The following is a 23436-nucleotide window of genomic DNA, read 5'->3' as shown; positions in this document are numbered from 1 at the left end:
AATTGCGGCGTCAGGCTCAAATTTCAATCCTCAAAATACTAAATGTATTCCTGCGGTTGAAATTTTCGCCTTCCTTGAACTTGACCAAAATTGAGCATTTTTCAAAGGTCTCAAATTCAGGGATTACGTTTTGTTTCCTGCTCTTTGCACACTCCGAATTTAAGGGTTCTTTATCAAGAATCCGCTCGAAGAGGTTCTATAGGATATTTGCCGGCCCATGTCAATCATCAACCTTCGTGCCGATGGGTGACCCGGCACAACACCTCCCGGAACATGGGCGGGGAAAAAAGGGGTGTCTTCAAGAGGGGGTGGTGGAAGCTAAAGGTTTTGCTTGAAGCTAAAGGATTCCTGGAAAACCCCGAGTAGGTTCACTGTCGCATCAGCGATTTTTTGCACATCCCTCAGGAGGGCGTAATAAAGGATGCTCAGCCGGGTTTTGGAGGCGCCTGCCCGGATCCTGACGATCTGCCTCTTGTTGAATACCTTCACCATTTCCTCAAGTTCCTGTTTTTCCTTAGAGATTGAATCGAAATCCATCGGTTCTCTTTTCATAAGAATCATCGAGGAGTGCTCCAGGATCCGGGTAAGCTTGGAAAAAACCTCTCTCAATTCACTGACTTGGGCCTTTAGGAGGCCCTTGTGGTGATTATCGATGTGAACGAAGGCGCGGATGATGAAGTCCCTCTGGCTTTCAGCAATCTCTTGAATGGTACGGATGGTCTGATAATAAGTCTGGGTGTAAACCTGATCTTCGGAATGGAGGAGCCTGAGGGTCTTGAAGATGTTGGCGATAATGACGTTGGCCATGTTCTGGATTTTTTTGGTTTCCTTTCGGGTCCGTTTCAGTTTGCGGCGGTCCTGAGAATAGAGGGCCTCATGGGCAGCGGCGAGGGAAAGGTTGACCTGTTTCAGAAAAAAACCGCTGTGCTCGAAAGATTTCCGCATACCGTACTCCGCGTCCCGGAGCCTCTTCAGATCGATCACCTCGATCTCGTCGGCCTCCTGAACCCGTTTGTGGTGAACACGATAGTTCTGTCGGATCAGAAAGAGGGAGAGTCCCAAGAGGCCGAGGATGGCGGGAAACTTGAAGAAGTAAATAGTGAAGGCATAAAGGAGGGAAACTGTAAAGGCACAGAAGGCCGTGAAGAACCATCCTCCGATCACGGCCAGGACCCCCGCCACCCGGTATGCTGCGCTCTCCCGTCCCCAGGCCTGGTCGGAAAGGGAGGTCCCCATGGCCACCATGAAGGTTACGTAAGTGGTGGAAAGAGGCAGTTTCAAAGAGGTGGCGAAGGAGACAAGAGCGCTGGCCACGACTAGGTTGACCGAAGCCCTTAGGAGGTCGAAGGAAGGAGGGCCGTCAAGTTCCACTCCGACCGCCTTGTAACGATTCGGATCAAGGCGCTGGGAGATTCTCCGTCTCCAGAGCCTGGGAATCCAGCGTTTGATCCCCTCGAAAAGGGATGAACCCATGCGGACGATGATCCGGGAAAGGTGAGAAGATCCGAACCGTTCGATTCCTTCTTCCTGCCGGCCCAGGCGGACCTCGGTTTCGGTCACGGAGCGCGCCTTGCGGGACAGCCATAGGGTTGCGACCATGATAGCGCCCGCTGCGAGCAGCAGGAAGGTGTTGGTCTGGATCGGTTCTTTCAATGCCTCCATAAGGGTGCCCAAGGGAGAGGGTTGTGCCTTGGCGATGCCGTAAGCCGTCATCCCGGCAAGGGGCACACCGATGAAATTGACAAGATCGTTTGCGGCGAAGGACATGGCCAAGGCGAAGGTCCCGATGAGTACGATGGGTTTCAGGATGTTGATCCGAGTGAAGATCATAAGAAGTTGAAGAAAAAAGGCCGATCCCATGAATGTCCAGAGCATGACTATGGGGGCATGATCCATGATCCATCGGGCGGTTTCGGGATTGATGAAGGAGGCCCCCTTGGCCCCCTTGATAAGAATGAAATAGCTGATGATGGAAAGGGCGCAACCGCCCCAAAGTGCCCCGTACCGCCGCAGACGCTTTTTGAAATCAAAGGTGAAGATGAGGCGACTGATGAATTGGACCATCATACCGAAAAAGAAGGCAACGACCACCGAGAGCAGGATACCCATGATGATGGCCAACGCCTTATCGGTGTTGATGTAGTGGGCCAGGCCGGAGAAGCCACTTCCTTTTTGGTGGATCTTGATAAGAGATACGGCCACGGCCGATCCAAGGAGTTCGAAGACGATGGAGACCGTAGTGGAAGTGGGAAAACCAAAGGTGTTGAAAAAATCCAGGAGGAGGATGTCGGTCAGCATAACCGCAAGGAAGATGACCATGATATCGGTCATATAGAAATATTCAGGGTGGAAGATTCCCTTCCTGGCGACTTCCATCATGCCGCTTGAAAAGGTAACACCCACGAGAATCCCGAGGCTGGCGATGATCATGATCACGGTGCGGGAAGCCACCTTGGACCCGAATGAAGAATTCAGGAAGTTGACGGCATCGTTGCTGACGCCCACGATGAGGTCCAAAACGGCAAGGGCCATGAGAAGGATTACGGAGAAAAGATAGAGTTCCATGGTTTTAAAATATACCTTCTTTTTTGTCCCACGCGGAAAATAAGGGAAACCTTCGCTTTCAACACCCTGTTAGGTTTTGCCCGGGTATAATACTTTACGTAAACTGAATCAATGGAAAACAACCGATTTTTTTACTTCCAAAAGGGCGGCACAAGAGGTGTCCCATTAAAAAATTCAGGATGAATGCTGCTGGGACCGGCCCGAAGAAGACCTGAGAATCCGATAAACAGGCCGTTCGATATGAGCTTTTCTGCACTGTGGACAGCGGCCGGGTGGGGAAAATCGCCTCCGGTCCTTGAAGACGTACCCACAAGAGAGGCACCTGAAGGGGAGCACAACCAGTTGCCCTCCCGCTCTGGAAACGGACTTGGCGGCGTGGGCCAGGTGTTCATAAACCGCCCTTTCCCGGATGCCAAGGGCCTTTGACAGGTCCCTGCCGCTCATTCCTTCTTCCTCCAGGAGGGAAATCATGTGTTGCCGGAGGGTCTGGGAACGGGTCTTCTTTCTTTCTCCTTCCATGGCCTCTCCTTTCCATAGATTGGATGACATTCGGCTATCCGGGTCTTCAGGAAAACTTGACGGATTTGAAGGCGTTTTTTATGAGCTCCGATAAGGGGTTTCTATCAAAAATTCTCTTGAAAAAATAGATGCGCTCGTTAGAGAATGATTCGCTGACTGATCAAGGCCTTTTGGGAAGTTTCGCGGACTTGTCTGCCAGCTGTTTGGCGTGGCTCGCACGCCTTGCACTTGTCTGCCTCAGGCAGGTCTCCAGAAAACTCGGAAATCGCTCAATTTAGGTGAAGATTGTTTTTGAATCAATTCGTTTTTCCCTTGAGGGAGGTGTGAGAAATGAAACAACCGGTTATCAAGACGGCGCTGCCGGGGCCTAGGGCCTCGGAGTTGATTGAAACGGATCATACCTATGTGTCCCCTTCTTACACGAGGGCCTATCCTCTTGTAGTGAAAAAGGCCGAAGGGGTCTGGATCCGGGACGTGGATGAGAACCTTTTCCTGGATTTCACCGCCGGCATCGCGGTATGCGCAACAGGACATTGTCACCCCAAGGTGGTTGAAGCCATCAAAGAACAGGCGGAAAAGCTTCTGCACATGTCCGGAACCGATTTCTACTATGTGCCACAGATCAAGCTCGCAGAAAGAATCGCCTCCCTTGCGCCCGGGGAGGGAGGAAAAAAGGTTTATTTCGGGAATTCAGGGGCTGAGGCCGTGGAAGCCGCCTTCAAGCTGGCCCGCTGGCACACCCGCGGAGAACTGAATATAGCTTTTTTCGGGGCCTTTCACGGCCGCACCATGGGGGCCTTATCCCTCACCGCCAGCAAGACGATTCAGAAAAAACACTATTATCCTTTCGTTCCCGGAATCACCCACATCCCCTATCCTTACTGCTACAGGTGTCCATACAATCTCACCTACCCCCAGTGTTCCCTGGAGTGCGTCCGCTGGGTGGAAGAAACCCTGTTCCGAACCACCATGGCGCCTGAAGAGGTGGCCGCAATTTTCGTGGAGCCCATCCAGGGAGAGGGGGGGTATATCGTACCGCCTCCTGATTTTCACAAGGCATTGTATGACGTCGTAAAACAATACGGTATCCTTTTCGTGGCCGACGAGGTCCAGGCGGGAATGGGCCGGACCGGGAAAATGTTCGCCATGGAGCACTTCGGGGTGACGCCTGATATAATGGCCCTGGCCAAGGGGATTGCTTCAGGCATGCCTCTTGGTGCCATGGTGGCAAAGGCGGAAATCATGGATTGGGAGGCCGGTTCCCATGCCTCCACCTTCGGGGGAAACCCCATCTCCTGCCAGGCCGCCCTTGCGACTATCGAACTCCTGGAAGGAGGCCTCATGAAGAACGCCGAGGAGCAAGGGAAACGCCTGCTGGAGGGGCTAAGGGAAATGCAGAGGTCCTATGAGTGTATGGGCGACGTGAGGGGGCTGGGCCTCATGGTCGCTGTGGAACTGGTAAAGGATCGGGTGAGCAAAGAACGCGCTAAGGACTGGCGGGACGAGATAATTCAGGCGGCCTTTAAAAGAGGCCTTCTTCTCCTGGGATGTGGGGAAAACAGTATCCGTTTCAGCCCGGCGCTCACCGTAACTGAGGAGGAGGTCGACACCTGCCTGAATATCTTGGAGGAATCCATCCGGGAGGTGGCCGGTTAAAGACCCCGGTTTCCTTTATACTTGGCAAAAAAAGAGGGGTCTGGTGGGGGGCGACAGGAGGCAGGTATAGGGCCCCGCCAGGCCTTCTTTTTTAAGACATCAGTAATCCATGATTTGCCCTTCGACGTTGAAGATGTAAGCAATAAGCGCGGCACGGGTCCACATCCCGTTTCGTTCCTGCCTCCAGTACATGGCACGGGGATCGGAGTCGATGGCCACGTCGATTTCATCCCTTCTCGGAAAGGGATGCATGATTATACCATTGGGGCGCACTTTTCGCATGTCTTCGGGTTTGAGCTTGAACCTGGAGGTATCGATCAAGTCGGACTCACCTGCGACGAGGTCGTGTTCATCCTGGATGCGTGTCATGTAAATGGCGTCGGCCTCGGGCAGAACGTTTTCGAGGCTTTCGGTTTCAATGACATATGGAATGCCTTTTCCCTCGAGAAATGTGAGAACATCTTCTTTCATCTGAAACCCATCTGGAGCGGCATAGATGATTTTGACCCCCTCGAAGTTTTTCATCAGGTAGCTCAGGGACCTCACCGTTCGCCCCCTTCGGAGATCCCCGCACATCAGGATCGTCTTTCCGTCCAATCCTCCCTGGTTTTCGAAAGACTTCTGCAGGGTATAGACATCAAGAATGGCCTGGGTGGGGTGCTGATCGGCGCCCGAACCCCCGTTGATCACCGGGACAGGTCTGTAGGAAAAAGTGTTGAGAAGCCAGGCGGCCCTCTCCGCCCTGTTGGGCTCCTTGTGTCTCATGATGATCAGGTCCGTGTAAGAAGAGAAAGTCCTCAAACTGTCATCGAAGCTTTCCCCTTTGACCTCAGAGGACACCCGGGTGTCCCGGATCTCAGAGGTCTTCATGCCCAGGATGTGGCAGGCGTTTTCAAAGGAGAGGAAGGTCCGGGAGGAGGGTTGGGCGAAATAGAGCATGGCCCTTTTATGCCGGAGTAGATCCTGGAGGAAGAGGGAGCCGCTTTTGCTCTTGGCCAGGGTCCGCAATCGGTTGGTGATGATGTAAATATCATCAAGGATCTTCCGATTCAGTTGCTGGGAAATGATCATATCAAAGAGGCGCCCGTCCCGATTGAAGAGTTCGATCTTGGCCTCACTCGGGAGTTTTTCGAATTCCGCATACTGCAGGTCAAGGACGTTCATGGCCATCCTCCTCTGAATATTTTTTCTACGTGATTTTACCAGGAAGAGAGAAATGCTGTGCGCTTTTTCCCCTTTGAAAGAAGACTAGAACATTCATATACCGCCGTCAAGAAGAACCGGATGGGTGTATATCAGAGCAAGTTGATAGGAAATGCTTGACATGCCCGCACGGTTCTCCTAGGATGGTTTTCGCTCGTTAGGGGTGTTGCTCAGCATCTGAGAGCCCGGTGTTCCGGGCAACCCTTTGAACCTGATCAGGATCATGCCTGCGTAGGGAAACGAGCCTGGGCCGGAAGTGTATTCAACCAGGACCGTTTCTCATGAAGGGGAAACGGTCTTTTTTTATGAATTTTTTTTAAAAAAGGAGAAGAGCGCTATGGAATTGAATGAAGTCGTCATCACCAGGGCAATCATCGATCGTTACGTGGAGAAACTCCGTTCCGCCATGGAGAGTGAGGTGGCGATTGTGGGTGGTGGACCCGCCGGATTGGTGGCAGGATATACCTTGGCCGAGGCTGGCTGCAAGGCCGTTCTTTTTGAACGCAAGCTGAGTGTCGGGGGTGGCATGTGGGGCGGCGGGATGATGTTCAACGAGATCGTTGTCCAGGACGCCGCCCTGGACATCCTGGAACGTATCGGAGTTCGGGTTCGAAAATACGAGGATCATTATTACACCGCGGATTCCGTCGAGGCTGTGGCGTCCCTGGTCACTGCGGCGCTCCGGGCGGGCCTCAAGATATTCAATTGTGTGAGTATTGAGGATGTCATGATGAGGGAGGACCGGATCATGGGCCTTGTTTTGAACTGGTCGCCTGTGGAAATGGCGGGACTTCACGTGGATCCCCTGACCATGAGGGCGGAATTTGTTATCGACGCTACCGGACACGCCACAGAAGTTGTGAAAGTCGCCCATAGGAAGGTCCCGGGTAACCTTCAGACCCCGACGGGGAATATTGAAGGGGAGAAATCCATGTGGTCCGATCGCGCCGAGTCCCTCACTTTGGAAAATACCCGTGAGGTCTTCCCCGGGCTTTACGTGGCAGGGATGGCCGCCAACGCTACGTTCGGAGGACCAAGGATGGGACCCATCTTCGGGGGAATGCTTCTCTCGGGCCGGAAGGTCGCAGAAGAGATACTGGAAAGATTGAAGAAAAAAGGGTAGAGGCCGACCGGGGCGCCTAGGCGTTTTTGAGGATGTCCCTCGCGATATTCAGGGCCAAAATCTCGTGAGTGCCGCCACCGAAGAGGAGGAACCCTGCGTCCCGGTACAACCTTTCCACCGTGTATTCCCTGGAGAAACCATAGGCTCCGTGAAGGCGCCTTGCCTCATCCACGGCCATCATGGCGGTTTCAGTAGCATGGACCTTTGCCATCATTGCTTCCCGGGCAAAGGGGGCCTTCTGGTCCTTAAGGGTGCAGGCCTGGTAGATCAACCACCGAGAGGCCTCGATCTCCGTGGCCATTCGGGCGATCTTTTCCTGGATGAGTTGATACTTGGCGATGGGATTTCCAAAGGCCTGGCGCTCCTTGGCATAGGAGATGGATTCGTCAAGGGCTGCACCGGCCAGACCCAGGGCGAGGGATGCCACCATGATTCGAATATCCCCCAGGATCTCCAGTAGATAAACCGATCCCTTGTTGAGTTCGGCTCCCAGAAGGTGGTCGCCTGGGATCCGGCAGTCGTCGAAGAATATTTCCCCGGTACAGGAGCCCAGGGCGCCGGTTTTCTCGATATTCTTTCCCACCTCAAAGCCGGGGGTGTCCTTTTCCACAAGGAAGAAATTGATTCCTTTAAGTCCCAGACTCCGGTCGGTGGATGCGGCCACGGTAAAAAAGTCCGCAATGGGGGCGTTGGTGATCCAGGTCTTCGAACCCTTGAGAACGAAGTCGTTTCCTTCCTTGCGTGCAAGTGTGCGAATGGAGGCGAGATCGGAGCCGCAATCGGGTTCGGTGAAGGCGATGACCCCTATTTTTTCACCCTTGAGGGCCGGGTAAAAGAGCCGCTCCTTGATTTCCCGGCTCCCGAACCTGAAGAGAAAATCAGTACCCATCAGGATTTGCATGAGGCAGATCACGCCGAAGGCAAGGGAACCGCGGGCGATTTCCTCAACAAAGATGGAACAGGTCAGGGTATCAGCTTCAAGGCCGCCGCTTTTTTTCGGGTACCGGATCCCGTAATACCCCAGGCGCCCCATTTCACGAAAGAGCTCCTTTGGAAAGGTATCTGATCGATCGATCTCCGCCGCAAGGGGCCGGATGCGATCCTTCACAAACCGGGAAAGTTGATCCCTGAAAAACATATGATCGGGCGTAATAGGCATATCACACCTCCTAATTCAGCGGAATAAAAACAGGAAAGGTCTCTCTGGAGTAAGTATTTCACCTGAAAACCATTGCCTGCACCACCGGGAGAAGGGGCATGGGGATCTTTTCGGAAGTGACCTGTTGGGAGGCCTTCGTTATTTCAAGGGGTTAGGGATGGGGGAAACCCCGGCTCCCGCTTGTAAAAGCGGGAGAACGGCGGAGGGGGCAAAACTCCCCCGTCCCTAACCCCTTGAAATAACCAGGCCGTGAGACTCGGGAACGAGGAAAAGATCCCCATGCCCCTTCATTATAATCCGGTGAGTACTTCAATTCGATACCAACCTCCAAAAGGCCGATGTCACCTTTTCTTTCGTTCGGAGGCTCCCGGGCTGGTGTTTTCAGCGGCTTATCAGCGGGGGACACCTGCCCGCCGCTTCCTGGCGGGCCGGCCCCCTCCGCATTCTCCCGCTCTAAGAGAGCGTGAGCTGCGGCTTCCCCCACTGATAAGCCGCGAAAACCACGGCGCCCTCCCGCCAGTCACTTCAGAAAAGGAGCCATCGGCCCTTGCTCGAACCTTCCTTCCAAGGAGAAAAAGATCGAAAGCGTTAATCCTTGGTCCCCAAATTTCAATTGTAACTGGACCTCTTGAGCAGGAGAGACCTTTGAAAAACGCTCCCTTTTGCCCAATCTTCCGCCTCCGCCGCGGCTACGGCGCGACCAGGCTGCGTCAGGCTGAAATTTTAATAGGGTTCAAGGATTAAAGGGGTCCAGGGTTCGAGTGAGAAACCGGGATTTAAAGAAAGATGTTTTTCACTTGACCCCTTGACCCCTCGACCCCTTGGCCCCTAAGCTTACGGCTTCAGCCGATAGTAGTTTATTCCTCGAAATACTTCAATGTATGGATGCTTGTCCCGCTTGGGATACAAAGCGGGGCGGTTAAAATTTTCGCCTTCCTTGACCTTGAACAAAATTGAACGTTTTTCAAAGGTCTCAAGTTGAAATGAAACCCAAGGGGTAGTAGATTGACGGATGAAGTCGTTCGAGGATGCCTTGCTGGAGAATCATCATGGAGAAATGGAACTGGGAGAAGGAAAAGGAGCGGATCCGTGAAGAGGCCTTGCGGGAGCATGCCAGACTGCACAAGCTTTTCAAGGAGGATCGGCTCTCCTTTGAAAGAGAGCGGAAAAAGGCCGTGGAGGACTTGCTCAACAGTATCGAGGATCCGGAATTCCGTAAAGAAATGAGAGAGTGGCAGGCCTCCTGGGACCGAAAGATGAGGCATGCAGGATCTTCCCACAATCGCCTTGTTCTGGCCCAATCCTTCTTTTGGGAACACTTTCACAAGGCCTGGCGGCCGGCCATCGAAGGGTTCAATGCGCTTTTGAACGGGAGATCAAAAAAGGGCGCTTCCTGAAGCTCTTCAGCCCCCGATTATTCGTGCCTATCCCTACCCGTTTCGCCGAAAAACATCACCAGCGGTTTTCATCAGATTTAGAAGCCTGCCCGTGAAGCTCCATGTCCTGGAACAGGAGTGATCTGAAGGCTTCGGTGTCTATCGCCAGATCGATTCCGGCAGCACCTGCCCTCGCGGCCTCGAATGTGGCGTTCAAGGCCAGGAGCTTTGAGAAGAGGGCAAGGTTCTCCTTGCCCTGGGCCGCCTTTTCGTCTTTGTTCTTTTTTCCAGATTTAAGATCCATACCGGCCTTCAAAAGGGAATTCCTGTTCTTTAAGGAATTGTCTTCTCTCCCGGGGCCGCTCTTTCGATCCTCGGGGAACAAACAAATGCTATGGAATTAAATAGTGCCCATCCATAAATGGCCCTTTTGCCCAATCTTCCGCCTTCGTTATGGCTACGGCGTGACAAGCGGCGTCAGGCTCAGATTTTAATCCTCGAAATACTTCAATGTATGGATGCTTGTCCCGCTTGGTATCCCAAGCGGGGTGGTTAAAATCTTCGCCTTCCTTGACCTTGAACAAAATTGCCTATTTATGGATGGACACTAAATGAAGCAGAATCCATGCCACCAGGGTCTTTGTCTGGAAAATCGCGTAATATCAGCTTGATAAGTTGGTTTGGATACGATCAATACGGCCTGCAAATATGAGGGAAAGGGCGAGGTTGGGGACTGGAAGTGTCAAGCTTTTGACGTTTCTCTCTTGGGGATTCAAGGTGGGCTCAAACAAAAGATACAGGAGAGGGCTTGAGGAAGGATGAATCAGGAATCCTTGTTCTTTTTTCCGGTTGACCGCCGGCTGGAGCACCGGGAACCTGACTTGGAATGCTTTTCGTTTAGCATGAGTTTGGCCATCTTACCGGCTTGATCGTAGGTGAGAAGACCCTTGTCGAGGAATTCCTCAGGCTGTTCCCTGTTCACCTCGACGAACACGGCCTTGAGGATGCTGATCCTCTGATCAACGGCCTCCATGGAGGCCTTATCGGAAGTGTCCTTGTCGGCGGGGACGCTGGGAATCCCCATGAGAAGCATCCAAACGAGATTGTCAAGATCAGGGAGGTAGCCGCTCTTGGAGAAATCGACCGTATCCTTGAACTCATAGTAGGCCTTGATGAAATCTTCCGTCTTGTTCATTAGGTTCGGTCCTCCGGATCGCTGGCCGGCTGGGGTCGAAAAGGGAATCGTCTTTCACTGCGAAACTCAGAGAAACACGAGACAAGTGAAATGTGTGGAATATAGAGGGGGGATCTCTTCGTGTCAAGCATTCGGGGAAAGTCCTTGACACGGACCAGGCTACCTCTAACAATAGCTGCCGATCACAAGGGCCGAAGATTTCTTCAAGGATCTGAAAGGAGAAGGTATGGAGGCAAGATGCGCCGAAGAGGTGAGTTGGCATGAGACCAGGATAAGGATCCGGTACAAGGATACGGACAGGATGGGGCTTGTCTATTATGGCAACTACTTTACCTTCTTCGAGGTGGCCCGGAGCGAATACATGCGTGCCCTGGGTTACCCTTATGCCAAGGTTGAAGCCGAAGGGTACGGTCTGGTGGTGACTGAGGCCACCGCCCAATATCATGGAAATACCCGCTACGACGCCATGATCACGGTAAGGACTAGGGCCTTTCCCTTCAAGCGCATCCGTGTCCGTTTCGAGTACCGGATTTTCGACGAAGAGGGCCGACTCCTGGTCTCCGGTCACACCGTTCATGCCTGCATCAATTCAGAGCAAAAACCCACCCGTTTGCCCCCTAAACTGAAGGCGATCCTGGAGAAGGGAGCAGCCTGCTGATGGTCTACCGGGTTCCGGGCTCAGGGTCCCAAGGGGCAGGGGTGCCGACCTCTTTGGACTATCGAAAGGAGGGACCGGTGGGGAGGAAGTCGCTTCAGCGTTTCCGCCGTTTTGCACGATATAACCTCTCGTCTGCTTTTTTTACAAGAGAGGCCGGGTCCTTGACCCCGTCATCATGGATGTGGCTGATCCCGTAACTGAAGGATACAGGGATGGTCTTCCCGTTGTATTTCAAGGGATTTTGCAGAAGATTGCGCTTGATCCGCTGGGCCAGCTTCAAGGCCTCCCGGGAGTTGGTGGAAGGAAGGAGAATAACGAATTCGTCGCCCGCGAAACGCCCTACCACATCGCTTTCCCGGCTTTTTTCAACAAGGTGGGAACCCAGGTACTTCAGAAGGGCATCCCCGGCGTCATGTCCGTGGCTGTCATTGACAGTCTTGAAATCGTCAAGGTCAATGAAGATGAGGGAGAGGGGGGTATCGTATCGTAGGGCCCGGTTGACCTCCCGCTGCATCACCGCCTCGATGACACCGCGGTTCAAGAGTCCTGTGAGAGGATCCTTTGAGGCGAGAATCCTCAGCTTTTCGTGGGCTGTTACATTGGAAAGGCAAATGGAAATCTTTACCGCCAACCTTTCCAACAGTGTTGTGTTCATCCCTGGAACATACCGCTCGGCCGAAGGATCCCCGTGATTCAGACTTCCGATCAGTTCCTGGTTCAGGAAGATTGGGAGGATGGCGGCGGAGCGGATAAGATATTTTTCGTTCGGGGGGAACATCCGGTAGAAAGGCCTCAGGTCTTCGTTTACGAGTAAGGGTTCTTTTCTGTTCCCCACTATTTCCAGAAAATTTTTTCGGTCGATAATATTCAACCGTTCTTTGAGGAGCGGGGAGGAGGCCAGTGCCCCGATAAGGGGGACGAGGTCGTTTTCGTCGATAAGGGAAAGCCAGACGTACGGGATATCGAATTTTTCCTTGATCTCTGTGAGCAGCCTTTCAAAGAAGTCCGCAAAATTGAGAGTGGAAAGAATGCTGACCTCCACCTCGAAAAAACGTTGAGAGATGTCCTCGTTGTATTCCAGCCTTTCAATGATTTTGTGGAAGTCTTCGGCGTCCAGGTTCCCGCTTGATCTCATCTTGCACCTGCCTGAAGGGTTGTAGTTGCTTCGGTTCTCTGTTGATCACCCAATTTTTATGACCAGTATACGGATAAACCCCCTTTCCTGTCAATGGAAAACGCCTGAAAATATGTGCCGAATCAGCAGGTTCCATTGCTTTCAGGATCTCCCGTGAGCAGCGGCGGGAGGGCTTGCCTTAGTCAACCGCTGGAGAGGTGAAATCTGTAACTATCCCACCGCAAGGGGCCCTTTCTCTGGAGGGAGATTGAAAGGGCTGCTTCCCCGTGATATATTTAATCCTCGAAATACTTCAATGTATGGTGCCTCTGCCGCTTGGCATTCTAAAGCGGGATGGTTAAAATCTTCGCCTTCCTTGACCTTGAACAAAATTGCCTGTTTATGGATGGACACAAGATTGTTTCAGATTTTCCAGCCGGGTCTTGGATTCCGGTACAGCCTTGAAGACGGATTTCAACCGCCAGCACGGGAAATTTGTACAATAGATACAGAGTTCGAGGTCGTTTTCAAGGGCGCAGCGTCTTACGGGACATTGTGAGCAGAAAGAGAAAAGCCGACCTGTTTGAGACCTGCAGCCGTCACAATAGATTTCTTCTGGAAGGATTTTCCGCCCATACAAGTTGGACCATAACTCAGCAACTTCAACCCTCCTCTTCTCGTTGTCCTCTCTGGTGGCGAGGTAGATGCTGCATTCATCACATGCAAGGCCGCAGTAAGCAATCATCCGGTTCATTGGATCCCCTTTCTTCTAGTCCCTGTGGCGCCTCATCAAATCCAACTTTCGGGATCTATTCATCAAGTACCATGCCAGGATGGACCCGAACCGCTAAAGGTTTTGGATAGATCCGCCCACTAGGGTGGAGGAGGGAGATAATGTCTTGTTTTGATGAATCATTTTAATATCCAGGTGGGACGGCGCTCTTGATTGATGGGGCCTTTTTGAACAGATCCAGGAAACCCGGCCTGGATTTTCTGTGAAAATACGCACATTTTTCTGGGCACCCTGGGGTTTTTTGCATAACCGGGAAAAGGGGAAGTTTAACCCGAAGAGTGAGAGCAAAATGAGCAATATTTCAACCCAAATTATTCGTGAAAAATGAAATTGATCTTTATTACAATATGTTGAAGCATTCTGAGAGCACCCGATAGGTGAAGGGTAATGAGATGTCCCCTCCGCTACGTTCCCGCCAAACAGCCGGCGGGCAGGCGCTACGCCGTCCATGGCTCCGCTCACTGTGGATTTCGGCTCTTCCGCTCTCCCTGCCTGCGGCAGGCAGGCTGCTCCAGAGCCAAAATAGGCCGCTCCGGGAAAATCTCTTTACCCTTTCTTGGGCAGGCCGCGCCCGAGGCGAACAAGCGTTCACGCATAATCCGGGTTTAAGATTGTCTACCCTTCCGGAGGGTCGATTTTACTAAATCTACCGCGTTGGATGCCTTGCATCTTCGATAAACTCGACGCCTGAAAGATTTCAGGTGGCAATTTTTCCTTTCCCTGCCGGGTCCTGATAGGATATCTTGTGTCCATGATATTCGAGAAATCGGCTGAGACAGCGTATAACCGGCCTTTGAATCGCGACACTTGGCTGCTCGGTTTGAAAGCCGCCGAGATCGCCCGGGCCGCCAAACCCGGTCAATTCATTATGATACGGGTCAGAGAAGAGGTGTCTCCTTTGCTCAGGAGGCCTTTTTCCATATGTGGGCTGTCCGGGGACGTAATCCAGGTGCTTTATCGTGTGGTCGGGGAGGGAACACGTCTCATGACAGGCCTGGTGCCCGGTGAGCGCGTATCTCTTCTGGGGCCTCTGGGCAATGGTTTTGAAGGGCCGAGGGGTGGGGAGAAGCCGGTTCTCGTAGGTGGTGGAGTCGGTGTAGCCCCCCTGTTTTTTCTGCTTCATGTTTTAAAAGGGGAGGAGGTGTCCTTTCTGGCGGGTTTCCCGAGCGCCGAAGATATCCTCACTCCGGATCTGGTGGGAATTTTTGACGTAGGCTTCCATCCGGCGACCGAAGACGGGAGTGAGGGCTATGCAGGATTTGTCACGGATCTCCTGGAAAGGCGGCTTGAAGAGACCGGAAGGTCGGGGAAAAAAGTGAAGGTTTTTGCCTGTGGACCCCGACCCATGCTCAGGAAAGTGGCGATGCTGTCCCTGGAACGCGGGATCCCCTGCGAGGTTTCTCTTGAGGCCCGGATGGCATGCGGGCTCGGGGCTTGCCAGGGTTGCGCCGTACCCGCGGCAGAAGGATTAGGGCGCTTTTATTTCCATGTGTGTCGGGACGGGCCGGTTTTTCCCGCGGCCGCAATCGATTGGAGAGATTCCTGAGATTCCGGGATGTTGGGGGGAGAAACGTTTCGTGATTTCGCCTTCCAGAATCCTTTAGAGTAGAGAGACCTTTAAGCCCCAGATCTTACAAGACTCAGGGTTTAAGCTCTTAGAGGGTGCAATGGATCCATTCAAACCTGATCTATCGGTCAAGCTGGGCCCCTTGGTACTTAAAAACCCGGTTATGACCGCTTCCGGCACCTTCGGGTACGGGAAGGAATACCAACCCCTTGTTGATTTGGATCGCCTGGGGGCGGTTGTCGTAAAGGGGCTTTCTCTCGAGCCGAGGGCTGGAAATCCCCCACCACGGATCGTGGAGACCCCTTGCGGCATGCTCAATGCCATCGGGCTCGCCAACATGGGAATCGAGGCCTTTCTGAAGGATATGCTTCCCCGGCTGAGGGGACTGGACACCCATGTAGTGACCAACATTTACGGCCATCACGTGGAGGAATATGGCGAACTGGCCTCTGCCCTCAAGGGGGTTGAAGGGGTATCGGCCCTGGAGGTGAATGTTTCGTGTCCAAACGTGGAAGAGGGGGGAATGGCCTTTGGGGTTGACCCGGAGATGACCGCAAGGGTTACGGGAAAAGTTGTGGAAAGCACTGACAAGCCGGTCATCGTCAAGCTCTCCCCCAATGTGACGGATATCCGGGAGATTGCCCGAGCCGCAGAGGGCGCGGGGGCCCATGCACTCTCCCTGATCAATACCCTTACGGGAATGGCTATCGATATTGAATCCCGAACTCCCGTTCTGGCCAACGTATCCGGTGGACTCTCAGGCCCCGCGATTCGGCCTGTGGCTCTGTATATGGTTTACCAGGCGGCAAAGGCTGTGAAGATCCCGGTCATCGGCATCGGGGGGATCATGGATTACCGCGATGCCCTTCAATTCCTGATCGCCGGTGCAAGCGCCATTCAGGTGGGCACTGCCAACTTTGTGGACCCTTTGGCCACGGTTCATATCCTGGAAGGTCTTACGGCCTATTGCGTGGAGAGACGTGTCGAATCCATCAAGGAATTGATCGGAACCCTAAGAACGGGCAAAAGGAGTGAAAGAGGCAGGTAGATCCCCGATTCCAGGGTAGTCAGCCGGGCTCGGTTCCCCGGATGGACGGGCCGGTCATTTCCTCCTGGAAAATTTTTCCAGGACCTTTTGATAATAAACCTGCTTTTCTTCGAGCAGGGGCGATTTTTTCCCCATCATGTTCAATTTCATGATCTGGTAATTGATCCTCTTGATGAGTTTGTATTTCTTTTTTTCGTCCGGGATGGTTTCCAGCAGGTCCTCCATCTGCCTGATCTCTTTTTTGGCCTCGAGTTCGGGTGGAAGGCAGTCCGCATTTTTCAGGATCTTGTATGCGATGCGAAGATCCTCGGGGATATTCCGGTCGTCTTCAAGCTTCAGAGGTTTACCTCTTCCAGGAAGATTGTTGAACTCTCCGTTTTCCTGGGCCTCCCGGATCTTTCTTTCAGCGATTTTTCTGATGGGGTTGTCGAATAGCACGGTCTCGGATATTTCCTCCTTTTCCCAGTCCTCCCCGGAATCGAACAATAATCCATTCCGGCCCGTTTTTCAAGACAGACTCCTTCCTTGGCGCCCTTTCAGCTTGACAAGGAAACGGGGATTGGATATGGGCACGAGGAAATTCCCGGATCAAGTCAATGTTCCCGGAAACATCTTGCAGGGCCGCGCTCTTTGGGTCGCCACCGACGCAGGAGGGGACGAGCCGATGCCTACCGGATTTGAAAATGATCGATGAAATGGACAGGAAAATTATCCAACTCATTCAAGGAGATCTTCCTCTCGAACCCCGTCCGTTTCGGCAGTTGGCGGAAGGGATGGGGATCAGTGAAGAGGAGTTCCTGAGAAGGATCTCGTCTCTCAAGAAGAAGGGTGTGATCCGGCGTTTCGGGGCCACCCTCAGGCACCAGGAGGCCGGTTTCAATTCGAACGCCATGGTTGCGTGGGTGGTTCCGGAGGAAAGGATCGAGGAAGTCGGGAAGATCATGGCGGGATTCCGGGAGGTGACCCATTGTTACGAAAGACGGCCCCAAGGGGAGCTTCGCTACAACCTTTACACCATGGTACACGGTGAAAACCGGGAGACCTGTTATCGGATTGCCGAGCGAATGTCTCGGAAATCCGGGATCAAAGACTTCACTCTTCTTTTCAGTGAAAAGGAATTCAAGAAGACGAGCATGGCATATTTCGAAGATTAGGTTGTATAAAAGCGGGGGACTGATAACCGGAGCGGTCCCGCGGAAATACCAGGGCTTTTGAGCAAACTATTATGGAGTTAGGAAATGGGGGATAGATCCGAAAGCCTGTTTGAAAGGGCAAAGGCGAGGATACCGGGGGGCGTCAACAGCCCTGTTCGTGCCGGAAAGGCCGTGGACATGAACCCGCCTTTTATCGAGAAGGCGCAGGGGTGTTTCCTCTGGGATGCGGATGGCAACCGCTATATCGATTATGTATGCTCCTGGGGCCCAATGATCCTGGGTCATGCCCATCCTGAAGTGGTACAAGCGATACGGGACAGGGTTTCACTGGGGACCAGTTATGGGGCTCCCACCGAACTTGAGGTACGCCTGGCGGAGTTGATCGTGGACATGGTGCCTTCGGTGGAGATGGTGAGGATGGTCAACTCCGGGACCGAGGCCACCATGAGTGCCATCCGCCTGGCAAGGGGCTACACAGGAAGATCCAAGATCATAAAGTTTGAGGGGTGCTACCACGGGCATGCAGACAGCCTGCTGGTCGCCGCCGGATCAGGGGTCGCCACCTTGGGCATTCCAGGTAGCCCGGGGGTCCCGGAGGATCTCGCCCGTCATACCCTTTCCCTGGGATTCAACGATTTGGAGGAAGTCAAGGAGGCCTTTGAAAGGTTCGGTTCCGAGATCGCAGCCGTCATTGTGGAGCCCATTGCGGGAAATATGGGTGTGATCGTTCCAAAAAAAGGATTTCTGGAAGGCCTGAGGGAAATCACCCGCCGGCACGGCTCACTCTTGATTTTTGATGAGGTTATCACGGGTTTCCGGGTGGGACCGGGCGGTGCCCAAGGGTTTTACGGGATCATGCCTGATCTTACCTGTCTGGGAAAGATCATCGGAGGCGGTCTGCCGGTGGGAGCCTATGGGGGGAGAAAGGATCTCATGATGCATATGGCACCGGAGGGAAACGTCTATCAGGCAGGAACCCTTTCCGGGAACCCCCTGGCCATGGCGGCAGGTATCGCCACCCTTGAAATCCTAAGGAAAAACGGGATCTACGAGGAACTGGAGGCAAAGACGGGCATGCTTTTCAAAGGCCTCGAAGAGGCCGCGGCCGCAGCGGGGGTCAAGGTCAGGGTGAACCGGGTCGGTTCCCTGGGCTCCCTCTTTTTTACGGACCGGCCCGTTACGGATTTCGCATCGGCCAAGACGGGCGACGTCCGGGCCTTCAAGGCCTTTTACCGATCCATGCTGGAGCAAGGGGTCTACGTGGCACCTTCCGCATTCGAGGCCTGGTTTGTTTCCTTGGCCCATGGCGAAGAAGACCTCAGAAAGACCATCGATTGCGCGGCAAGGAGTTTCCGCGATTTTCGGGACAAAAGTATTGACTAGAAGGAAGTACCTGTGATAAGGACAACCGTTCACATTCAATTTTTTACGAGTAGACCCGCCGCTCACTGCCAATAAATGGACAATGAGACCAAGAAACTTATCAGGACCTTAGGGTACCTGAGTACCGTGGGTCTGTCCATGGCCTTCGCCATCGGGATAGGAGCGTTACTGGGTGATTACCTGGACAGGAGGTTCGGAACCAGGCCGTGGCTGTTCATCGTCTTTTTGGGATTCGGAATTGCAGCGGCATTCAGAAATCTCCAGATCATGTACAAAAGGATAAAGGATAAATAGCCTTTAGAATCGGAATGAACCGGACAATTCAAGCAGGGGTGCTGGGAAAACTCAATTGGGCGATTCTACTCGTCTTTTCCTCCTTGAGTTTTTTCTTCATGAGTCCTTCCCTCACCCTGGGGGTCATTCTCGGGGGGCTGGCGATAATCGCCAACTTCAACCTCATGCAGCGCACGCTGACGAGGGCCTTTGACCACCAGGGGCGCCAGAAGAGTGGAAAGGGCCCCATCATAGCAAAATATTACCTCAGGCTTCTGGCCCTTTGGGTCCTCATCTATTTCCTCGTTTCATACAGGGTGGTGGATCCCATCGGTCTGGCCGTAGGCCTCAGTACCGTTGTCTTGAGTATTGTCGTTTTTGGAATCCTCATGGTTATCAAATCAAAGACGGGGGAGGCGACATAAATGGAACATCACTATTATTTTCTGAACGAAATCCTCGCTGCTGTCGGGCTCGGTCATTTCGCGTATGAATACAGTCATGTGATCCATACCTGGTTCGTGATGATCATCCTGGTCGTCGGCTCCATCCTCCTCACTAAAGGGCTTCAATTGGTTCCGGTCAAGGGGCAGAACCTGCTTGAAATCATTATCGGAACCATGGAAAATTTCATGGTGGAGATCACCGGTCCCGAAGGAAGGGCCTTCTTTCCTTTTATCGCGACCATTTTTCTGTATATCCTGGTTTCAAACCTGATCGGCCTGATTCCCGGCTTCTTCTCCCCGACCGCCAATATCAATACAACGCTTTCTATGGCCATATGCACCTTTATCCTCACCCATGCCATAGGAATCAAGTTCCACGGGGTGAAGTACATCAAGCATTTTTTGGGACCGGTATGGGCCTTGGCCCCCATAATGTTCATCATCGAGAGCATAGGGCACCTGGCAAGGGTTATGTCCCTGAGCGTTCGTCTCTTCGGTAACATTATGGGAAAGGAAAAAATCCTGGGCATCCTTTTCGCTTTGGCGGGTCTTTATTTGGCCCCATTGCCCATCCTGTTCTTAGGGATCTTGGTCAGTTTTATTCAGGCGCTGGTTTTCATGCTCCTTTCCATCGTGTATTTCGTGGGTGCCATGGAGGAGGCCCACTGATCAGACTCTTGAACAGGTAAGCTGAAAGGGTGGAAGACAATACCAGTGGGGAGAGAAGCTCCCTGTAAAACTAAAAAATAGATCCGCCGTGGGGCGGGACAGTACATGGAAAGAGGGTTATCGACCTAATTTAGGTTTTTTGGAAGAAGGCAACAGATGAAAAAATGGAAGGAGGTCAGTATGGCGAAGAAAGGTGTTGTTGGACTATTAACGGCGGTCCTGGTCCTGGGAGTGGTATCAGTAGCTTTCGCGGATGACGGATCTGCAATGGCGGCGGGTTTGTGGGCCTTCTTTGGTATCGCCATCGCTTGCGGCGTGGGTATCGGGCTCGCGACCCTGGGCACCGGCGTGGGCATGGGAAATGCGATCAACGGGGCCCTGCAGGGAACGGCCAGGAATCCCGAGGCCAGCGGAAAGATCATGACCACTATGATCATCGGTTTGGCGCTCATCGAGTCCCTCTGTATTTACGCATTGCTCATCTGCTTTATCCTCGTATTCAAGATCCCCGACCTGGCCCCCATGCTCGAGGCGATCGTCAAATCCTTCGGTGGGTAAGAATACTTACGTAAAAAAGAGGCCTCCCGACGGGGAGGCCTCTTTTTGTGCCACGGATAGAGAACGTATAAAATCAAGTTCGAAGGACCTTTTTGAGAAACCTGCCCGTATAGGAGGAGTTGTTTCGGGCAAGCTCTTCCGGCGTTCCCGTCCCCACCAGGTATCCTCCCCGGTCCCCCCCCTCGGGTCCTAGATCGATGATGTAATCCGCGGTCTTGATGACGTCCAGGTTGTGCTCGATCACCAACACGGTGTTATTGAGGCCCACCAGGTGATTGAGGACTTCCAGCAGCCTCTTTATGTCCTCGAAATGAAGTCCCGTCGTGGGTTCGTCCAGGAGGTAGAGGGTCTTTCCTGTATTTTTCTTGCTCAGTTCCTTGGAGAGCTTGAGCCTCTGGGCCTCTCCACCGGAAAGGGTGGTGGCCGGTTGGCCGAGGGTGATGTATCCCAGGCCCACATCCAAGAGGGTCTTGAGCTTCTGGCGAATCCCGGGGACGTTCTCAAAAAAGGAGAGGGCCTGATTCACCGTCATATTCAAAACCTCGGCGATATGGCATCCCTTGTACTTGACCTCCAGGGTGTCCCGGTTGAACCGGAGCCCCCTGCAGGATTCGCAAGTCACATACACGTCGGGCAGGAAGTGCATTTCGATCTTGATGATCCCGTCCCCGTTGCAGGCCTCACACCGTCCGCCCCGGACATTGAAGCTGAAACGCCCTGGCTTGTATCCCCTCATCTTGGATTCAGGGAGCATGGCGAAAAGGTCCCGGATATGGGTGAAAACCCCGGTATAGGTGGCGGGGTTGGAACGGGGAGTACGGCCTATGGGACTTTGGTCGATTCGGATGACCTTATCCACATGCCGGATCCCCTCAATGGCATCCACACGGCCGACCGGTTCTTTTGAGCGGTAAAGCTTCCGTGCCAGGGCCGGGTAAAGGATCTCATTGATCAGGCTGCTTTTCCCTGATCCTGACACCCCGGTGACACAAGTCAGGGTCCCCAGGGGAATTTCCACGGTGATGCCTTTCAGGTTGTTCTGCCGTGCCCCCCTGATCACGAGCTTTTTCCCGTTTCCTCTTCGCCTGGATCGAGGGAGGGGAATCCGGCGAAACCCGGAAAGGTACTGCCCTGTTATGGATTCATTGCTTTTCAAGAGGTCTTCGGGGTGCCCCTCGAAGACCACTCTGCCACCGTGGATACCGGCCCCCGGACCCATGTCGATGACATGTTCCGCGGAGAGGATTGTCTCGAGGTCGTGTTCCACCACTAAGACGGTGTTGCCGAGATCTCGAAGGCGCCGGAGGTTTTCGAGCAGCCGACGGTTATCCCGCTGGTGAAGCCCGATGCTCGGTTCGTCGAGGACGTAAAGTACCCCGGCCAGACCGGACCCGATCTGGGTGGCCAGCCGGATTCGTTGGTCTTCCCCGCCGGAGAGGGTGGCCGAGGAGCGGTCGATGGTGAGGTAGTAAAGCCCAACGCTGTTCAGGAAACCCAGGCGTTCCGTAATTTCCCGCAGGATCCTTTCAGCGATGTGTTGCTCCTTCTCGCTGAGCTTCAGGTTCCTGAAAAAGGACCAGGCCTTTTCCACGGAAAGGGAGGTGATCTCGTGGATGGACTTTCCTCCTACCTTCACAGCCAGGCTGGCGGGTTTCAGCCTCGCCCCCCCGCATGCGGGGCAGGGAAGCAGGCTGATATAATTATCGAGTTCCTCGCGGACCTGGTAGGATCCGGTCTGGCGGTAACGACGTTCGAGGTTGGGTATGATCCCCTCGAAGGGGCGGGTGAAGGAGTGGCGATGAGTATCGCCCTTGAGGTCGAAGTGGATTTCTTCCTTGCCCGACCCGTATAGCAGGATGTCCCGGACCTTCTTAGGGAGGTCCCTGAATGGGGTGAAACCGTCAACCTTATAATGCCTGCAAACAGCGTCGAGCATCTGATGATAATACCCCGAGGCCCGTTTTTCCCAGGGTGCCAGGGCCCCTTCTCTAAGGGAGAGGGAGGGGTCCGGGACGATCTTTTCGGGATCAAAATACCGCTTGAGCCCCAGACCCGTGCACTCCGGACAGGCCCCCTGGGGGTTATTGAAGGAGAACATCTGCGGGGTCAGCTCCGGCAGGCTGATTCCGCACCGGATACAGGCTGCTTTCTGGCTGAATAAAATTTCCCCCTTGCCGACGATATCCAGAAGGGCCTTGCCGTCGGACAGACTCAGGGTGAGTTCCATAGAATCCGTAAGGCGTCTGCGGATTCCCTCCTTGATGACGATCCGGTCCACCACCACGGAGATGGAATGTTTCCTGTTTTTCTCCAGGCGTATATCTTCGTCCAGGAGACGAATTTCACCATCGATCCTGACCCGTATAAACCCGTCTTTCCGAAGTTTCCGCAGGAGCTGGAGGTGTTCCCCCCGCTTCCCTTCCACCAGGGGGGCGAGGATCTGCACACGGGTCCCTTCTTCCAGTTCCATTATCTGATCCACGATCTGCTGGGTTGTCTGGGCGGAGATTTCCAGGCCGCACCGGGGGCAGTGGGGTCGTCCGATCCTCGCGAAGAGCAGCCTCAAGTAATCGTAGATTTCCGTGACCGTCCCTACCGTGGAACGGGGATTGCGGCCCGTGGAGCGCTGCTCAATGGCGATGGCCGGGGAGAGACCTTCGATAGACTCCACCTCCGGCTTGTCCATCCGTTCCAGGAATTGCCGGGCATAGGCCGAGAGGGATTCCACGTAACGCCTCTGGCCTTCGGCATAAATGGTATCAAAGGCCAGGGAAGACTTCCCCGAACCGGAAAGACCCGTGATGACGACAAGCCGGTTTCGGGGAATGTCCAGAGAGATGTCCTTGAGGTTGTGCTGGCGTGCACCCCGTATTTTGATGAATTCAGCGGTCATGGGAATCCGGGTAAAAAAATCGTTCACCGCTCCCGTCTTCATGGAAGAGCGGAGGTTCGCAGTCACATTTCTTTTAAGTATCCT

The 23436-nt window shown here is 53.5% G+C and carries 22 protein-coding genes and 1 riboswitch; of the genes, 12 read left to right on the top strand and 10 right to left on the bottom strand.

Features of this window, described 5'->3' with window-relative positions; translation table 11 throughout:
- Window positions 1–318: 318 nt before the first annotated feature.
- Both JRF57_02955 and JRF57_02950 read right to left on the bottom strand, forming a co-directional pair.
- Complete coding sequence (locus tag JRF57_02955) at window positions 319–2565, bottom strand: inorganic phosphate transporter (GenBank protein MBW2302654.1); 2247 nt, start codon at window positions 2563–2565, stop codon at window positions 319–321.
- Between the two features lie 174 nt (window positions 2566–2739).
- Complete coding sequence (locus JRF57_02950; protein MBW2302653.1) at window positions 2740–3084, bottom strand: transcriptional regulator; 345 nt, start codon at window positions 3082–3084, stop codon at window positions 2740–2742.
- A gap of 330 nt (window positions 3085–3414) precedes the next feature.
- Between JRF57_02950 and JRF57_02945 the strand changes: the two genes are divergently transcribed.
- Window positions 3415–4740, top strand: a complete 1326-nt coding sequence (locus tag JRF57_02945) for an acetyl ornithine aminotransferase family protein (protein ID MBW2302652.1) — start codon at window positions 3415–3417, stop codon at window positions 4738–4740.
- A gap of 99 nt (window positions 4741–4839) precedes the next feature.
- Here JRF57_02945 and JRF57_02940 read toward each other — a convergent pair whose 3' ends face one another.
- Window positions 4840–5904 (bottom strand): aspartate carbamoyltransferase, encoded by a 1065-nt coding sequence (locus tag JRF57_02940; GenBank protein ID MBW2302651.1) that lies wholly within the window; start codon window positions 5902–5904, stop codon window positions 4840–4842.
- A gap of 188 nt (window positions 5905–6092) precedes the next feature.
- Window positions 6093–6198, top strand: a riboswitch (TPP riboswitch).
- Between the two features lie 82 nt (window positions 6199–6280).
- On the opposite strand from JRF57_02940, the gene JRF57_02935 reads away from it, so the two are divergent.
- Window positions 6281–7066: a thiazole biosynthesis protein gene (locus JRF57_02935; GenBank protein MBW2302650.1), complete on the top strand. Its 786-nt coding sequence runs from the start codon at window positions 6281–6283 to the stop codon at window positions 7064–7066.
- 16 nt (window positions 7067–7082) lie between these two features.
- Here JRF57_02935 and JRF57_02930 read toward each other — a convergent pair whose 3' ends face one another.
- Entirely contained in the window at window positions 7083–8204 is a 1122-nt protein-coding gene (locus tag JRF57_02930; GenBank protein ID MBW2302649.1) for an acyl-CoA dehydrogenase family protein, read from the bottom strand.
- Between the two features lie 1070 nt (window positions 8205–9274).
- On the opposite strand from JRF57_02930, the gene JRF57_02925 reads away from it, so the two are divergent.
- Window positions 9275–9622, top strand: a complete 348-nt coding sequence (locus tag JRF57_02925) for a DUF3135 domain-containing protein (protein ID MBW2302648.1) — start codon at window positions 9275–9277, stop codon at window positions 9620–9622.
- Between the two features lie 55 nt (window positions 9623–9677).
- Here JRF57_02925 and JRF57_02920 read toward each other — a convergent pair whose 3' ends face one another.
- Window positions 9678–9905 carry a hypothetical protein gene (locus JRF57_02920; protein ID MBW2302647.1) on the bottom strand — a complete coding sequence of 76 codons (228 nt, stop codon included), beginning with the start codon at window positions 9903–9905 and terminating at the stop codon, window positions 9678–9680.
- Window positions 9906–10424: 519 nt separating this feature from the next.
- The gene (locus JRF57_02915) at window positions 10425–10796 is read right to left on the bottom strand and encodes a hypothetical protein (protein MBW2302646.1); all 372 of its coding nucleotides are present in this window, start codon (window positions 10794–10796) and stop codon (window positions 10425–10427) included.
- Window positions 10797–11022: 226 nt separating this feature from the next.
- Here JRF57_02915 and JRF57_02910 point away from each other — a divergent pair, with 226 nt between their 5' ends.
- A complete protein-coding gene (locus JRF57_02910) occupies window positions 11023–11454 on the top strand; it encodes an acyl-CoA thioesterase (GenBank protein ID MBW2302645.1) in 432 nt (143 codons plus the stop codon).
- A gap of 94 nt (window positions 11455–11548) precedes the next feature.
- Here JRF57_02910 and JRF57_02905 read toward each other — a convergent pair whose 3' ends face one another.
- Window positions 11549–12589, bottom strand: coding sequence for a sensor domain-containing diguanylate cyclase (locus JRF57_02905; protein MBW2302644.1), 1041 nt, complete (start codon window positions 12587–12589; stop codon window positions 11549–11551).
- Window positions 12590–12968: 379 nt separating this feature from the next.
- On the bottom strand, window positions 12969–13322 hold the full coding sequence (locus JRF57_02900) for a DUF3795 domain-containing protein (protein ID MBW2302643.1): 354 nt from the start codon (window positions 13320–13322) through the stop codon (window positions 12969–12971).
- A 790-nt stretch (window positions 13323–14112) separates the two neighbouring features.
- Between JRF57_02900 and JRF57_02895 the strand changes: the two genes are divergently transcribed.
- Both JRF57_02895 and JRF57_02890 read left to right on the top strand, forming a co-directional pair.
- Window positions 14113–14907, top strand: a complete 795-nt coding sequence (locus JRF57_02895) for a dihydroorotate dehydrogenase electron transfer subunit (GenBank protein MBW2302642.1) — start codon at window positions 14113–14115, stop codon at window positions 14905–14907.
- A 121-nt stretch (window positions 14908–15028) separates the two neighbouring features.
- A complete protein-coding gene (locus JRF57_02890) occupies window positions 15029–15976 on the top strand; it encodes a dihydroorotate dehydrogenase (GenBank protein MBW2302641.1) in 948 nt (315 codons plus the stop codon).
- Window positions 15977–16030: 54 nt separating this feature from the next.
- Here JRF57_02890 and JRF57_02885 read toward each other — a convergent pair whose 3' ends face one another.
- Window positions 16031–16396 carry a DUF1992 domain-containing protein gene (locus tag JRF57_02885; GenBank protein ID MBW2302640.1) on the bottom strand — a complete coding sequence of 122 codons (366 nt, stop codon included), beginning with the start codon at window positions 16394–16396 and terminating at the stop codon, window positions 16031–16033.
- A gap of 263 nt (window positions 16397–16659) precedes the next feature.
- Here JRF57_02885 and JRF57_02880 point away from each other — a divergent pair, with 263 nt between their 5' ends.
- From JRF57_02880 to atpE, 6 genes are all read left to right on the top strand, one after another.
- Window positions 16660–17130 carry an AsnC family transcriptional regulator gene (locus JRF57_02880; GenBank protein ID MBW2302639.1) on the top strand — a complete coding sequence of 157 codons (471 nt, stop codon included), beginning with the start codon at window positions 16660–16662 and terminating at the stop codon, window positions 17128–17130.
- 84 nt (window positions 17131–17214) lie between these two features.
- On the top strand, window positions 17215–18513 hold the full coding sequence (hemL, locus tag JRF57_02875; GenBank protein ID MBW2302638.1) for a glutamate-1-semialdehyde 2,1-aminomutase: 1299 nt from the start codon (window positions 17215–17217) through the stop codon (window positions 18511–18513).
- A 75-nt stretch (window positions 18514–18588) separates the two neighbouring features.
- Complete coding sequence (locus tag JRF57_02870) at window positions 18589–18807, top strand: AtpZ/AtpI family protein (GenBank protein MBW2302637.1); 219 nt, start codon at window positions 18589–18591, stop codon at window positions 18805–18807.
- A 14-nt stretch (window positions 18808–18821) separates the two neighbouring features.
- Window positions 18822–19211, top strand: coding sequence for an ATP synthase subunit I (locus tag JRF57_02865; GenBank protein ID MBW2302636.1), 390 nt, complete (start codon window positions 18822–18824; stop codon window positions 19209–19211).
- The gene (gene atpB / locus JRF57_02860) at window positions 19212–19901 is read left to right on the top strand and encodes a F0F1 ATP synthase subunit A (GenBank protein MBW2302635.1); all 690 of its coding nucleotides are present in this window, start codon (window positions 19212–19214) and stop codon (window positions 19899–19901) included.
- 180 nt (window positions 19902–20081) lie between these two features.
- Window positions 20082–20459, top strand: coding sequence for an ATP synthase F0 subunit C (atpE, locus tag JRF57_02855; GenBank protein ID MBW2302634.1), 378 nt, complete (start codon window positions 20082–20084; stop codon window positions 20457–20459).
- A gap of 73 nt (window positions 20460–20532) precedes the next feature.
- On the opposite strand, the gene uvrA is transcribed toward atpE, so the two are convergent.
- Window positions 20533–23352: an excinuclease ABC subunit UvrA gene (gene uvrA, locus JRF57_02850; protein MBW2302633.1), complete on the bottom strand. Its 2820-nt coding sequence runs from the start codon at window positions 23350–23352 to the stop codon at window positions 20533–20535.
- Window positions 23353–23436 lie beyond the last annotated feature (84 nt).

This window comes from Deltaproteobacteria bacterium, assembly GCA_019310525.1.
Taxonomy (GTDB): domain Bacteria; phylum Desulfobacterota; class DSM-4660; order Desulfatiglandales; family HGW-15; genus JAFDEE01.
This window is presented reverse-complemented; position numbering and strand designations above follow the sequence as displayed.